This is a genomic window from Anaerococcus marasmi (genome assembly GCF_900290195.1).
Classification (GTDB): domain Bacteria; phylum Bacillota; class Clostridia; order Tissierellales; family Peptoniphilaceae; genus Anaerococcus; species Anaerococcus marasmi.
In genome coordinates, this window is the sequence record NZ_OLMF01000004.1 from 1,729,120 (window position 1) to 1,743,809 (window position 14,690).

10 protein-coding genes and 3 pseudogenes are annotated in these 14,690 nt (G+C 32.0%); 9 read left to right on the forward strand and 4 right to left on the reverse strand.

What is annotated here, in order from left to right; genetic code table 11:
• The first annotated feature begins 146 nt into the window (after window positions 1-146).
• From C7D97_RS08755 to C7D97_RS08765, 3 genes are all read left to right on the forward strand, one after another.
• Window positions 147-509 (forward strand): type II toxin-antitoxin system RelE/ParE family toxin, encoded by a 363-nt coding sequence (locus tag C7D97_RS08755; RefSeq protein WP_105301663.1) that lies wholly within the window; start codon window positions 147-149, stop codon window positions 507-509.
• Window positions 496-777, forward strand: a complete 282-nt coding sequence (locus tag C7D97_RS08760; RefSeq protein ID WP_105301664.1) for a helix-turn-helix domain-containing protein — start codon at window positions 496-498, stop codon at window positions 775-777. The genes C7D97_RS08755 and C7D97_RS08760 overlap by 14 nt, the downstream gene beginning before the upstream one ends.
• Before the next feature lie 187 nt (window positions 778-964).
• Window positions 965-1,435 (forward strand): hypothetical protein, encoded by a 471-nt coding sequence (locus C7D97_RS08765; RefSeq protein WP_105301665.1) that lies wholly within the window; start codon window positions 965-967, stop codon window positions 1,433-1,435.
• A 40-nt stretch (window positions 1,436-1,475) separates the two neighbouring features.
• Here C7D97_RS08765 and C7D97_RS08770 read toward each other — a convergent pair.
• Window positions 1,476-2,412: pseudogene (locus C7D97_RS08770) on the reverse strand (IS30 family transposase).
• Window positions 2,413-2,656: 244 nt separating this feature from the next.
• On the opposite strand from C7D97_RS08770, the gene C7D97_RS08775 reads away from it, so the two are divergent.
• From C7D97_RS08775 to C7D97_RS08785, 3 genes are all read left to right on the forward strand, one after another.
• Entirely contained in the window at window positions 2,657-4,156 is a 1,500-nt protein-coding gene (locus C7D97_RS08775; protein ID WP_105301666.1) for an RNA-binding domain-containing protein, read from the forward strand.
• 164 nt (window positions 4,157-4,320) lie between these two features.
• On the forward strand, window positions 4,321-5,790 hold the full coding sequence (locus C7D97_RS08780) for a hypothetical protein (RefSeq protein ID WP_105301667.1): 1,470 nt from the start codon (window positions 4,321-4,323) through the stop codon (window positions 5,788-5,790).
• Complete coding sequence (locus C7D97_RS08785; protein ID WP_205408061.1) at window positions 5,784-6,899, forward strand: hypothetical protein; 1,116 nt, start codon at window positions 5,784-5,786, stop codon at window positions 6,897-6,899. The genes C7D97_RS08780 and C7D97_RS08785 overlap by 7 nt, the downstream gene beginning before the upstream one ends.
• A gap of 440 nt (window positions 6,900-7,339) precedes the next feature.
• Here C7D97_RS08785 and C7D97_RS10850 read toward each other — a convergent pair.
• Together C7D97_RS10850 and C7D97_RS10855 are read right to left on the reverse strand one after the other, a co-directional pair.
• Window positions 7,340-7,801, reverse strand: a pseudogene (locus C7D97_RS10850) (transposase).
• A gap of 131 nt (window positions 7,802-7,932) precedes the next feature.
• A pseudogene (locus tag C7D97_RS10855) lies at window positions 7,933-8,234 on the reverse strand (transposase); the annotation flags it as partial.
• Between the two features lie 347 nt (window positions 8,235-8,581).
• On the opposite strand from C7D97_RS10855, the gene C7D97_RS08795 reads away from it, so the two are divergent.
• A complete protein-coding gene (locus tag C7D97_RS08795; RefSeq protein ID WP_105301668.1) occupies window positions 8,582-10,207 on the forward strand; it encodes an ATP-binding cassette domain-containing protein in 1,626 nt (541 codons plus the stop codon).
• Window positions 10,208-10,303: 96 nt separating this feature from the next.
• Here C7D97_RS08795 and C7D97_RS08800 read toward each other — a convergent pair whose 3' ends face one another.
• Window positions 10,304-11,485 (reverse strand): NAD(P)/FAD-dependent oxidoreductase, encoded by a 1,182-nt coding sequence (locus tag C7D97_RS08800; RefSeq protein WP_105301669.1) that lies wholly within the window; start codon window positions 11,483-11,485, stop codon window positions 10,304-10,306.
• A gap of 117 nt (window positions 11,486-11,602) precedes the next feature.
• Here C7D97_RS08800 and C7D97_RS08805 point away from each other — a divergent pair, with 117 nt between their 5' ends.
• Entirely contained in the window at window positions 11,603-12,109 is a 507-nt protein-coding gene (locus C7D97_RS08805; RefSeq protein WP_105301670.1) for a GNAT family N-acetyltransferase, read from the forward strand.
• On the forward strand, window positions 12,106-14,661 hold the full coding sequence (locus tag C7D97_RS08810) for an ATP-dependent DNA helicase (protein ID WP_105301671.1): 2,556 nt from the start codon (window positions 12,106-12,108) through the stop codon (window positions 14,659-14,661). The genes C7D97_RS08805 and C7D97_RS08810 overlap by 4 nt, the downstream gene beginning before the upstream one ends.
• Window positions 14,662-14,690: the final 29 nt, after the last annotated feature.

A 14,690-nucleotide genomic window follows, 5' to 3' on the forward strand; every position in this document is an offset into this window, starting at 1 on the left:
GAGCTCTTCTGTTTTTTTAACTATAATACCTAAGTTAAATTTTATCTAACAATGCTTATTATCCCTGCTATTATAAAATCCTCACTAAAAAATTATTTTATTGACAATATGGTATATATAACATAAAATAAAGTTAAGGAGAGGTGATGGATAATTTCGAAGTTCTATTTTATGAGACTGAAAATGGAAGAATACCAGTAGAAGAATTTTTAAATAGTTTACCAAAGAAGTCTAGGGCAAAGCTCGTGGGTATAATTTCTTTACTCCAAGATTATGGAAATGAACTTAGATCGCCCTATAGCAAACATATAGATGATGGGATTTTCGAGTTAAGAGCAAAAGTAGGAAGTGATATAACAAGAGTTCTATATTTTTTCTATTATGATAAGAAGATAATCTTAACTAATGGATTTGTAAAAAAGACCCAAAAAACCCCGAAAAACCAAATAGAAAAAGCAAAGAAGTATAGAAGAAGATTTATTGAGAGGGAACAATATGAAAACATTTGATAAATACTTGGAAGAACAATTAAAAGATGAGGAATTCAAAGAAGAATATAAAAAGATGAGCCCAGAACTTGATATAATTAAGGCTATGCTAGATGCTAGAAAATTACAGAATTTGACTCAGGAAGAATTAGCGGAAAAAACAGGAATAGATCAAGCTGATATTAGTAAGTTAGAAAATGGAACTAGAAACCCTACTATTAATTTACTAAAAAGATTAGCCGAAGGCCTAGGGATGGATTTAAAAATAGAATTCGTTCCGAAAATATAATAAAGATTACTATTAAGAATTAGGTTTTTCTATTATATAAGTATTAGAAATTTCAATATATCAATTATATATTAAGCTATTGGTTACATTTAGTAAAATACTTTAAGATAAATTCTGCATTTGATTGTACTTAGAGTAGAGAAGCTTATTAATCTAAGCTATAAAGCTATTTATTAAGGTGTGTGCAATGAGAAAAAATAAATTTATTTTGATAGATCTTATTATGCTTTTATCGATATTTGGCATAACTGAGTTTTACAAAGAATATATATTTAACACTTTGAAAAATAATGGGAATTCAATTTACTTAGTTTTTGCTTTTTCTATTATACTTCTGATTGCTTATATTGTGAGGTTTTTTGCTAGACCTCCTTATGAACTTGTGAAAAAGCTATATAGAAGTTCTTGGAAGATTTCAGGTTATTATTCAAGAATAGCTCTTAAAAGTGAAAAGAATTATGTAAATTCTTATGATTTTTGGGTGAAGATTAACTTAATTCTAATAGGGATTTTTATTTTGATTAACTTATTAATCGCTTTTTCAAACGATTTTATCTTCACAACCCCTATGTTTTTTGCTGAATTAATAGCAGGTTTTGCTTTGTCTGTAGGAGGATGGCTAGCTACTTGGATAAGAGAGTACAAATATTATATATAATTTAGTTTTGATTTATCATTTTTTCAATTTTCAAATTAAACTAGACAGAATACACTAAATTCATAAATTCTTCTAACGGTGTTTTGCAGTTCAAAGACTTTCTTGGGATATTGTTTCTGTAGCTAGCTACAGAAACAATATCCGCCTCACTTTTTAGCCTAAAGCCAGTTTGTTTTGGTAATTCATCTTTTCTTAATAACCAATTCGAATTTTCATTTAACCCCTTTGACTTGGGCAGCCTGGATCTGCGAACAATATTGATATATCATGCTTATTGCATACACTTTTCTAGTTTGAAAATTCTTTTCTGCAATCAAATATTATTGATTTTACAAGATGTTTAGGAATTTGATCTAACCGTCTATTTAGCCTATTTTCTATTGCTTTTGCTGTTCTGTTTTCCGGGTTTAGAGTTATTATTGCTTTGGATATTCTTTCTACTAAAGTTATTACGCAACTTTTATGATTCTTGCCCACTTTGGTATCTCCTACAAAATGCCCAAATTCATTTTTAAAATTAGGATATGATTTATTCCTACTATGAATACTTCTTTTAAAGACTTGCTTCCCTCTTTTTTTAACGCTTCCATTCCTTTTTTGTTTACCTTTCATTGGTAATAGTTTTTTATCTAAACTACCGTCTTTAAAACGCCTGTATAGTGTTCTAGAGCTCATTGAAAGCTTAATTTCTCCTCTTCCAATTATGACATCTGGTATCCATCCTTTGGCGACCTTATTAAGTACATATCCTTGTTCTTTCCCTCCAGTATCTTAACTTTTGGCCCACATTTAGATTTTTTTCTTGTAGTTGTCGTAGTATTCTTGTATAGTTAAGCCTTTTTTAGCCAATTTATTACGTTGTATATAGTTTGTCTTGCTCTTGACAAATATTTTGCTATATTTGCAATTTTTTCTCCATATTTATAGTATTGCTCTATCCAAGTTAATTCTTTTATAACAAGATGATTGTAAGCCATTTTGATAATCCTTAATGTTTTTCTTTCTAAATTAAGTTTATCATAAATGGCTTTTTATTTCATTTAAAAGTGTCTAGCCTAATTTTACTATCCAAGTGGTATAATATTACCAAGAGAATCGAAAATAATCGTGAGTTAATCGTGTGAAATCAAACTTCTCAATTAATACAAATGGCTTAAAATAGGCAAAATAAATAATAATAATCGTGAGTTAATCGTGTGAATCTAAAAATGGAGGATCAATATGGACTTAAATAAACTCCTTGAAATAAAAGAAGGAAGTAATATAGAAATTAAAAAAGCTAAAAATCAAGTGCCTAAATCTTTTTGGGAAACTTATTCTGCTTTTGCTAATACAGATGGTGGTATTGTCATATTTGGAATTGATGAAAAGAGTAAGGAAGTTACAGGTGTAACAGATGCTTATAAGTTGAGAGATGATTTATTTAATAATTTTAACAATCCCAATAAAGTGAGCGAAAATATTATATCAAATAAAGATATCAAAATAGTTGAACTCGAGAATAAATTGAAAATATTGATTATTACCATTCCAGAAGCTCCTTATAATCTTAAACCGATTTATCTAAATGGGAATCCTAAAGATGCATACGAACGCTTGGGAGAAGGTGATAGAAAGTTATCCAGTGAAAAATATAAAGCCTTAATTGTAGGCGCTAAGAAAGAAACAGATAATGAGCTATTAAAGAATTATGATTTGGATGATTTAGATAAAGATACCTTAGAGACGTATAGAAAAGAGCTATATGAGCAGACTAGTAATGAAAAATATAAAGATATTGATTTTAAAGATATGCTCATTGAATTAGGTGCAATAAGAAAGGATAGACAAGGAACAAATGAGTATCTTTTAACAACAGGAGGACTATTATTTTTTGGAAAATATACATCTATAACGGATAGATTTCCAGGATTCCAATTAGATTACTTTGAAAAAAACTCTTCATTAGACACGGATTGGATTGATAGAGTTTCAACTGGTGATATGGAATATCCAGAACTCAATGTATATAAATTTTTTAGAATCGTATTAGAAAAACTCAATCTTACAATTAAAGATACTTTTATCCTTGAAGAAGACAGTAAAACAAGGCTTCCTTATAAATCAGATTTATTTACATCAGTGAGAGAAGCCTTAGTGAACGCATTAATGCATTCGTATTATGATTCTGATAAAGCTATCAAGATAACAGCCTATCCCGATTATTATGAGTTTATAAATCCTGGTAAGATGAGAGTAACAGTTGAAGAATTTATCCATGGAGGAACTTCAGATATTAGAAATCATACAATGTCCTCAATTATGAGAAGAATAGGAATTTCAGAAAAAGCCGGAAGTGGAGGTCCAAGAATATTTGATGTTGCTGCAAAATATAAATTAAAACTTCCGGAAGTAATTAGAGATCAATACAGCACGAGTTTAAGGATATGGAAAGTCGACTTAGAAAAAATCATGGATAAATATCCTAGTCCTCAAAAAGAGATTTTATTGTATTTAATTAAGCACCAATCAATCAGTAGAGGAGAAGCAGGAGAAAATCTTTCTATAGAAAACTACCAGTTTAGAGTAGCAATTAATACTTTGTTAGAAGAAGGGATGATAGATGTCGTGGGCAGAGGTAGATCAACTAGATATATACTAAAACCAAGTTCATCTGAATATTCTTATAGCATGAAAAGATTATTAAGACTAATAGAAGATGATTTAATTGGTAGTAATTAGCATAACTATATTTACACATACGAGGCTTTAGAAAATATCAAAATTTATCCATACTTATTATTCAAGCCACGTCGAAGCAGTTACTCATCTTAGAAAATAAAATAATTATATTAGAAGTTAATATTTTAAACATATGTAAATGAAGAAAAAATGGAAATTAGTATATGGATAATTTGAGTGGAAAATATAAAAATAATGATCTGGTAATTTTATCAGATTTTATCCTAGATGAAGATGGATATGAATTTGATACAGGCTTAAAAAAAGCGATGGAGCTTGCAGAATATGAGTTGGATGATATTACTTCAAAAATTAGTGAAAACGAGAAAACAATTGAAATGCTTACATCAGATTGTGATAAGACAGATTATATACTGGCTGCATCTAGTGGAGCCTTATGTGGAATAATAGATATTTTTCTTGTAGGCAAAGCTGGTGATTCGCAGATCGGAAATTTGTCGGATAAGTGGTTTAAAAATCGTACTATGGATTTCGCGAAACTTTGTGGATGGAAAGCAAAGAATGGTGATTCTCCTGCCTCAGCAGTTAATTTTTTAGAGAAAAAGTTTAAAATTCCATATGACCAGACAGGTGCTGGTGATGCGGCAAGTCGTGTTTTTGACTTAAATCCAAGCAATCATCATTTCAAATCTCTGGCCCACAATCCAAGCATATTAGGTTTATTTTTTTCAATTTTAGATCAATTTGAAAATACATCACATTTTATCTCCAAAGGAGAATTGATTTCTCTGCAGGAAGCTGATAATAAATTTGAACTTAGAGGGAACAATTTTACTGCTAAACTTTTCTGTGGATTTGTAAATTGGTTTGGTCATTTAGTTTCAGATATATCAGGATCTTCATCAAGTAAGGGCCGAGGCATGGGGATACCATCGCCATTTTGGACTTGGACTAACGATATTATAGTTATAAAAAGAAAGCTAAATATTCATTCTTTAGATTTTGATAAGTCAGTAAATGAATTGGCTCTTCAAATCTATAGGCAAGGCTATGACATAAGATTTGAAGCAGCCTGTGCTATACCTGTTTTTGTGAATGAGTTAATAGTAAGGATAATTTATTCTGTTAGACGTTTGTTTAGATATTTTATTAAAACTCAAAAGCATGACAGATCATTCAAACAACTTTGGGAGTATTGTAAACCTTATTCTAATGCAAGTGTAAAAAGAATGCTTACTGTAGCGCACGGAACATATTGTCTTGTTGATGGAGGAGAGGCTTTGGCACATGGATTTATTTCTGGTGGCGGAAGTTTTAATGTAGCAGATTGCCTTTTGCGACTAAATATTGTAGGCTTGGGTAGGTTTAGTATTTCCTTGTATGGTGAGCTTGATAGAGGAATAAAACGAAAAGAACTTAGAAAAGAAGAAGTATTTTTAAGGCAAGAAAAATTAACACTCATTGACTATGTTGAAGGCTTGAAATTACTCTCAGAGCTTTACGAGGATAAAGACCTTATTATATTTACAGATGAACTGATGGAAAGTGAAATGTATATCAAAGCTTTTGAAAAATCCGCGCTTTTAGCTGAGAAAAGAAATGTTTCAGATGAAAAGATATTGCGAAATAAAGCTGACATTGATTCTTACTTCAGAGGAGGGAAAAAATGGTGAATTTTAATAAAAAAAGCAAACTTAAGCAAGCTCAGGATATGGTACAGGCTGCAATAAATATTACCAATATAAAGATTGAAGATCTTGGTAAACATACTGCAAAGTTATATGAGTCACTGATAACAATCGGTGATCTATTTGATAAAATCAGCAATGTTCCTAGTGAACAGATGATTCAATACGAAAACTTGAAGGAGATAAGATCTGACTGGAAAGGTCAAGCTGAAAAAATAGAAAAAGACTATAATAAGTTAGCTAAAAAGAATTTAGGTGCAGGTGCAGCAGGAGCTGGTTTTGGAATAGCTGTTTTTACAATGGGTCCAACAGCATCTATGGGAGTTGCAACTACATTTGGCCTTGCATCAACAGGTACAGCTATCTCTGCCTTAAGTGGAGCAGCAGCTACAAATGCAGCACTCGCTTGGCTTGGAGGTGGTGCTCTAGTTGCCGGTGGAGGAGGAATGGCTGCAGGTCAAGCTTTTCTTACTATGGCTGGTCCTGTGGGATGGGCTATTGGAGCAATTTCTCTTGTGGCTAGTAGCTTACTTTTATGGAAAAATAGCGGAGATAAAAAGCGTTTGGGAAATTTGTATATGGCCATAAGTCATAGAGACGTAAAATCATATGAGCTTGCCATTATAGAAATTATCGAAAGAATTAATCGCATTATAGATGAAAGTCATATGTTAGATGAGGCAATTGAGCTTATCAAAACTTTTGGATTAGACTATGATATGATGACAGAAAAACAGCAATACACACTTGGTTCATATGTGAATTTGATGAATTCATCTACTCGACTTTTGACAAATCCTATAAAAGGATTGGAAGCGAAATTTTCTGAAGGAGATTTTGATTCCTTCATAAATATGAAAAATATAGATAAAAATAATAGCATATATAATGACAACAAGGGCCTAATTATATTACTTGCAAATTTGCTTTATAAAATTGAAATAGATGATGAAACCAAAATGATCTTGCGGAAGTCGCTTAGAGGAAATAAGGACTTGCTAGAATCAATGAAAATTTCGAAGAAGGAATTTGAATTTGAGCTTATGGATATGGTCGATGAAGCCTTAGAATTTAAGTATCAGAATGAAGAATAATTGTTAAAGATAAATTAAATATAGGGTTTACATGAGCTATGCCTTTAGATTCTTATAATATGTTTGTTAGAAAATAGTATTATTTAAAATTTCTAAATAATTGGGTTTCTGACATTAATTTCTCTAAGCAGTATTGCTAAGGACCTTAATGTCCAGAAATCCTCTTTTTTAAAAAATGGCAACCTAGAGTTAAATAGAAAAAGACAAATCAGCATACTCAAGCGCTAAGTCTGCCTGCATTGGACTTGGAGAAGAATTATTGGATGAAAATCAATAACAGGAAATTAAAACGATTATATTATATATCATGACAGTGTAAATGTATTTACTTAGAAAAGTAAAAATAATGAGATGTTACTAAATTAGGATAAATTAACCATAAGATATTTTAGTCAAGTCCATAATATTGTGTAAATTAAACCAGTACAATATTTACTATTTCATTCTAATATATATTTTAGAAGATGTGAGGAGGTCCACATTGATATCAATGAGGATTGATTTCCAAAAGTCTGCGGGCTATATATTAATGGTATAGCTGAATATTCATTGGGAAATATTCTGATTACTTCTTCACGTCTTCTAATTTCCTCATTTAGTCTTTATAAGCAATTAGTTGATTTTAATCTGCTGTGAATTATATCATTAGCTAAATATGCAAAAGTATCTTCGAATCCTTCATCTAAGGTATTTAAAGAATTTTGAAATTTCTTTTCGTTTTCGTATTTTAAGGATACCTCATCTTTCATTTTTCTTGCCAAGTTGATATCTTGGAATTTAAATAGTGTTTTAATGTCTATTCTAAATTCTTTAGTATTTTCCTTTGGTGCTTTTGATAAGGTATTTATTAAGAAATATACCTGACATTTTTGCCATATTACATTTACGAATGTTTCTTTTATTGCTTTTACTAGGACTTAGTGGGCATCTAATATTAGCATTTCGACTCCAGATAGACCTCTAGCTTTTAAATATTCAATAAGTATTCACTTTCACTAGAACTTAGGTCTAAGCCTATGATTTTTCTATTTCCCTTTTCATTTCTTTGATATCTTTCAAAAACCTTTTTCATGAATTTACCATCTCTTGTTCTAGGTACTCTTAGGGTTAAGGTTCCTATCTTTGTTGTGAAGTCACGTTCATAGTAGCCATTACTATAAGTAGTTCTATTAGAATCTCTTTGATAGGCTTTATTTTTAAGTATTCATCTCTTTCTTCTTCCATAAACTCGTTAAATACTTTGGTTAAAATAGTTTTTGCCAGATCGTTATTAACTTCAGCGTTGATTATATTTTGAATATCTTCCGTGTTTAATGTAAAATGTAATTGGTTCATTTGTTACTCGTGGTTTGGGTTTTGTGGTTAAAAACATCGTTCTAGTTTAGGTTTCAGATGACCTTTTTCTTTTTACATAATTATACGGATTCTATCAGTAAGTTTTAGTATTTTTTTTGATAATAAATTTTCCAAAAGTTCCAACACTTGCAGAGAATGCAATCATATAGGAGTTTGCAGAGGGAAGATATATTGCAATAATGATTTATGCAAAATTAATAATGATTACGATTATACTGAATTCGTAAAAGAATACATAAAACATAGCAAGAAAGGAAATGGCCATCTCTTTGTAGATATGTAAATTAGTAGTAAATATATTTTAGAGGAGAGAAAAAGTATAGAAAATGAAAAAATATATAAAAAACAACCAAAAAAATATTATAATATATGTATTTATGTGTTTCATTTCAGCTAGTTTAACTGCTGGTACTGCGTTTTTATATCAAAGAATTACTAGTTCTGCTATAAATAATGACTTTAGGGCTTTGATTTTATTTTCAATATTTGCCATACCCTACCTTATACTTGAAGCGAGTTTTGATTATATTCCCAAAAAATATAGAGCTATAATCACCAACAGTATATCCTTAGATTTAAAAAATGACTTAATAAAGAGTATAAATGAAACAGAATTGTCAAAAATGGACTATAATTTTACTAATACAATAAAAAACAAAATTGTAAATGATTTGAGCATAATAGAGAAATCGTATATAAAAAATTTACTATCTATAATATTATATTCTTTTATGTTTGTTATCTCCTTAATTTCTGCTATATATATACAAGGATATCTAACTATAATTATGATTGTTCTGTCAGCTATTCCATTACTCACACCTATAATAAGTAAAAAAATTCTTGCTAATAAAAAGGAATTACAAAAAAATGCTAAAGACAAGTATCTTAATAGTTATAATGAATATGCAGATAATATTCTTTTTGTTAATATTTCAAATTTAAAAATATTTTTCTATGATAAATTGAAACTATTAGGAGAGAAACTTAAACATGAAAGTATATTTTTTGAATCATCACTATTAAAAACCTATTCTATATCCTACGGACTTGGGAATGTCTTATATTCGGGAACTTGGGTAATTGGTGGAATATTTGTGTATAAGAATTTATTAACCTTGCCATCTTTAATAGCAATGACAACATTAATGTTTACAATAGCTGGTCCTATTCAAACAATATCAAATATTTATAGTGAGTTTTTGTCCTCAAGAAAAATTTTCTTTGATTATTTAGATTTTATTGATAAATGTAAAACAACTGATAAAAAACCCAAAAGCAAGATAAGTGAGATAGAAAAAATTGATATAAAGAATTTGAATTTATCTTTTTCTAATAAAATTATCTTAAAAAACATATCTTTTAACTTTATTAATGGAAATAAATACGTACTTTTGGGAGAAAGTGGTTCTGGAAAAAGTACATTTCTTAACTCTTTGTTTGGAATATATGAGTATGCTAATGATTATATTGCTATCAACGAAAAGAAATTATCAGAAATAGATAAATCATCTTATTACGATAATATTTTTTATATACCACAAGAAACTATAATTTTTAATACAAGTATACTAAATAACATAACTTTATTTTCAGAAAATGTAGATTTAGTAAGAGTACAAGAGTGTATAAAAAAAGTGGGCCTTTCTGACTGGTTTAATTCAAAAGATAATGAGTTTGATTGTGTTTTAAGTAAAGATAGTATATCAGGTGGCGAGAAAAAAAGGTTAGATTTAGCCAGAGCATTATATTTAGATAAGTCTGTTATTATCATGGATGAGCCAACATCTGCATTAGATTTTGAAAATGAGATTCTGATTTCTAAAATAATAAAGGGAATCCAAGATAAATTAATTATCTGTGTTAGTCACTCCACAAATGACGAATTTCTTAATGTATTTGATAATAAAATAAAAATTATAAATAAGGAGTTCGTAACTGAGAATCATTAAAAATACTTCTAAAATATTTGTTAAAATTGACCTATCATAATAGCAAAAGGCAGGGAACTTAATCTCTGCCTTTTAGTTTGTTGAATTTTCCTAAATCTATTTTCCAAAAATCTCTGTCCCTAGTTTAGTTTCTTCGATGCTTGCTCCCTTAAATACTATGTTTTTAACATCATTTTGGTATTTGATATCTCCCCAGAGGATGCCGCCTACGTAGGCATCTTCTTTTTTGAAGAGTTTGTAGATTTTGCCGTCTATTTCTTTCTTTTCTTCTTCGATTCCTTCACCTGAGTTCATGCCTGCTGAAAATAGCTTGATATCTCCAAGCATTAGGGTTGAGAATGGTTTTGGTTGCTTGTAAGATTCGCTATCTCCTGTCATGTTATTGCCTGCGATTTTACCCATTTCTTGGCTTGATGTCCAAAGTCCTATGGTGAATTGGCCTATTTGTGCGCAGTCTCCTGCAGCAAAGATTCCTTCGTGACCTGTTTCTAGGTGGTCGTTTACCATAATTCCTCTGTCAGTTTCAAGTCCTGATTCTTGGGCCATCTTGATATTTGATCTGATGCCTGCTTGAACCATTATAGCATCTGCAGGAATTTCAGTTCCATCAGCAAGCTTTACTCCGCAAACTGCTCCGTCTTTTGTGAGGATCTCTTCGGTGTTTTTGCCTGTGTAGGTCGTAATTCCCATATTATTTAAGTTTTCTTCAAGTTTTTCTGAAAGCTCGCGGTCGAGTTGTCTTGCTAGTAGATAGTCGAAGCTTTCTATTACTGTGATGTTTAGGCCGAGTTTTTGGGCAGAGAAGGCTGCTTCTAGTCCTAGGATTCCTCCTCCTATAACTACAACTTCCTTCTTACCAGCTACATATTCCTTGAAGCTTCTAAGGTCATCTACAGTTCTTATGGCAAATACTCCCTTGGAGTCTATGTTTGTGATTGGTGGAACGAAGGCTCTAGCTCCTGTTGCGATTAGAGCTTTGCCAAATTCAATCTCTTCTCCGTCTTCTAGATATGCAATTCTTTTTTCTGGGTCTATCTTTTCTACTTTTGTAGAAAGTCTTTCTTCTATGTGTCTTTCGCTATACCAAGGTTCTTTTTTAACGAAAATTTCTTCTTCTTCGAAGTCCTTACAGATTAACTCGGATAGTCTAGTTCTCCAGTAGGTAGATGGTTTTTCTTCTGAAACAATTAGAATTGAAGCGTCTGAATCCTTTTTTCTTATTTCTTCGGTCGCTGATAGGCCAGCAATTCCGTTTCCTATAATTAGATAATCGTACATAATATTCCTTTCCTGTCTTTATTGTTTATATCTATATTATACAGTTTGTTAAATTATCTTACAAACTAAACAAAGCCCTAAAGGAGTAGGGTATAGTAGTAGGAAAAAGGGGGACTTATGATATTTAGAAAAGCAAGCTTAGAAGATATAGAATCAATTGGGAAAATTATAGAAATGGCTAGGAAGTCTCTTAGGGATGATGGGATAGATCAATGGCAGAAGACCAATCCCAACGAGGATATTATAAGAGAGCAAATAGTAAAAGATGATGCCTATGTATTTGATAATGAGGGCAAGGTCCTAGCCTATGCCTATGTTTTTGATGGAGTCGATCCTTCATACAATGTCCATGAGGATAAGTTTAAGTCTGATAGCTATTTTGTAATCCATACTCTGATGGTTGATAATAGCGGAAGTGTTCCAAGACTTGGTAGTAAGTTTATGGAAGCTTTAATAGATTTTACCAAAAAATCTGGCAAAGAAGCTATTAGAATCGACACCCACGAGGATAATTTCAGGATGAGAGGGCTCCTCCATAAGTTTTCCTTTGAGGAAATTGGCATAGTACAAATTGATGAGGACGGCATTCCTAAAGATAGGATCTGCTATGAGAGAGTCCTATGAGAAACCTTGGCCAAGAAGAAATAATCAAAAATGCCAAGCTTCCAGCTGTGGTAATAGCAGGTCCAGGTACAGGTAAGACCCACACTATTGTAGGATTTGTGGCAGAAGCCATAAAAGATGGAGAAGTCTTGCCAAACAAAATCCTAATCACTACTTTCACCAAAAAGGCGGCCCGTGAGCTTAATACGAGAATTATTACAAGGCTTAGAAAAGATGGCCTAGATACAGACCTTGAGGATATGAAGATAGGAAACTTCCACTCCCTTGCCATATCCTTTATCACAAAATACAGAAGGCTTGACGATAATTTCTTTAATCTTACTATAATCGACTCCAATATGGAGGAATTTATAGTAGAAGAAAATCTAGAGATTTTTACGAGCCTCCCTCACTTTGAAGACTTTATAGGAAAAGATTATGCTATAGCGACCATTCTTGATATATTCCAAACCCTGATTAATCAAATGATAGATCCAATATCCCTTAGGGATTCAGCTTCTCCTCAAGACAAGCTAGCCTACGAGATATTTAAGACCTACGAAAGGCTCCTAGATTCCTTGGGCCTAATTAATTTCCAGCTTATCCTAAAACGTTTCTTGGACTTGCTTAAAGACCCTGTAATAGGAGAAAAAATAAGAGAAGAGATCGACCTTGTTGTTATAGATGAATACCAGGATACCAACCTAATCCAGGAAGAAATCGCCATCAATCTTACGAAAAATGGCAATATCATAGTCTTCGGAGATGACGACCAGGCCCTTTATTCCTTTAGGGGAGCCGATGCGAGAAACCTAACCCATTTTGACGAGAAATTCTACGATAGGACTGGAATTAGGGCGAGTAAATACTTTCTAAATATTAATTATAGGTCAAATCAAGTTATAATCGATAAGGCCAGGGCCTTTATGGATGAGGCAAAAGGATCTAGCAAGAAGGAACTTAAGTCGAACAAGGCAGAGGAAAATCCCAATACTATCGTAAGGGCTAGGGCAAGCGAGATGGACAATCTCGTAATGATAGTAAAACTCTTATCAAAGAAAATAAAACTCGGACAAATTGCCTTTCTTTTCCCAAGCTTTAACAATTCCTATCCTTCAATCCTCCAGAAGAAATTCGAAAATGCTGGGATTAAAGTAATCAACAGGAAAAGCGATGGCTACTTTAGAAGGGAAGAAATTCGCTTAATAATCTTTATTTTATTAAAACTTGCGAGGACTGGCCCTATCAATACCGATTTTAGGGGAGGGAAGATGACCTATGGGCAAAGGCAGAAGCTTGACTATAGGAACTTCCTTAAGGAAATCTATGAAGATGATTACTTTAATAAAAATAGAGGAATTAGGGCTTTCATAGAAAGTTCATCTGAATCTTCTCCTATATCAGACCTTATTTATAAGCTTATGGGCCTTGAGACCTTCAAGGATATCCTCAAGGATAAGAATCAAGCTAGGAAAGATCTAATCTTTAAAAACATCAGCAAATTCATAAATCTCGCTGTAGACTATGATGAGATTTTTGAAGGGACTAAGAACTATTATCAGAAGTTCATCTTTTCCTATATTTTTATTTATTTTAAGAAAAACGCCATAGGAGAGTTCGATGAGGATGATGTCTATGACGATGCCATAAACTTCATGACCATCCACCAATCCAAGGGCTTGGAGTTTGAGGCGGTATTTGTATCAAGTCTCGGAGATTATCCAAGAAGAGATTACGATAAGTTTACCGATAGGTTCGTAGAAAAAGATAGCTTAGAGAAAAAGGAATTGGACTTTTACAGGAAATATTACACGGCCTTTACTAGGGCTAAAAACCTCTTGGTCCTTTTGGATAATTCGGCAGATCGAAGGATTAAAAACTTCGCATATACCCTCGATTCCTCATCCAAGTTAAGCTCTATTGATTTTAAGATGGAAGAGAGAAAAGATGATAAGAAAATCCTAGCCTTTACCACAGATATAGATGTCTATATGACCTGCCCCCTAAAGTATAAATTTATAAGAAAACTTTCCTTTAGGACTAAGAAGACCGAAAGCCTAATCTTTGGATCTAAGGTCCACAATCTAGCCCAATATATCTACTCTCCTTCCTTTGACAAGAAGGATATGACAAAATTTTTGTGGGAGAATAAGGGCTACATTGAGCCAGTTTCAAACCTACTAAACAGGGGCTTTGATGTGAAGCTAAGCGAGGCTAACTACAAGGCGGATAGAGATTTCTATATACTTCAAGGAAATATCGACCTTATTTTAGAAGATTCTTCCATAATGGATTTAAAGACAGGATCTTTTGATGAGAAAAGTCTCGCCAGATACAAAAATCAACTTCTAACCTATAGACAGCTCCTCCTAGCTAATGGCAAGGAAGTAGGGAAAATCTACCTATATTTTATAGAAAAAGACGGCCTAATCGAAATAAAGGATGAGGGATTTGACATGTCTACTATAGATGATGTGGCAAGGGAGATTGTAAGAGAAAACTTCGATCATAAGACCGAAGATTGGAAAGCTTGTAAGTTCTGTCCTATGAAGCACTTCTGTGAGCGAGCTTGAAATCCACCTACTATGTTATACAATATAGA

Bases quoted from the DNA above. Each gene is read 5' to 3' on its own strand.
- C7D97_RS08755 (WP_105301663.1), top strand. From the start codon at position 147: ATGGATAATTTCGAAGTTCTATTTTATGAGACTGAAAATGGAAGAATA.
- C7D97_RS08760 (WP_105301664.1), top strand. From the start codon at position 496: ATGAAAACATTTGATAAATACTTGGAAGAACAATTAAAAGATGAGGAA.
- C7D97_RS08765 (WP_105301665.1), top strand. From the start codon at position 965: ATGAGAAAAAATAAATTTATTTTGATAGATCTTATTATGCTTTTATCG.
- C7D97_RS08775 (WP_105301666.1), top strand. From the start codon at position 2,657: ATGGACTTAAATAAACTCCTTGAAATAAAAGAAGGAAGTAATATAGAA.
- C7D97_RS08780 (WP_105301667.1), top strand. From the start codon at position 4,321: ATGGATAATTTGAGTGGAAAATATAAAAATAATGATCTGGTAATTTTA.
- C7D97_RS08785 (WP_205408061.1), top strand. From the start codon at position 5,784: ATGGTGAATTTTAATAAAAAAAGCAAACTTAAGCAAGCTCAGGATATG.
- C7D97_RS08795 (WP_105301668.1), top strand. From the start codon at position 8,582: ATGAAAAAATATATAAAAAACAACCAAAAAAATATTATAATATATGTA.
- C7D97_RS08800 (WP_105301669.1), bottom strand. From the start codon at position 11,485: ATGTACGATTATCTAATTATAGGAAACGGAATTGCTGGCCTATCAGCG.
- C7D97_RS08805 (WP_105301670.1), top strand. From the start codon at position 11,603: ATGATATTTAGAAAAGCAAGCTTAGAAGATATAGAATCAATTGGGAAA.
- C7D97_RS08810 (WP_105301671.1), top strand. From the start codon at position 12,106: ATGAGAAACCTTGGCCAAGAAGAAATAATCAAAAATGCCAAGCTTCCA.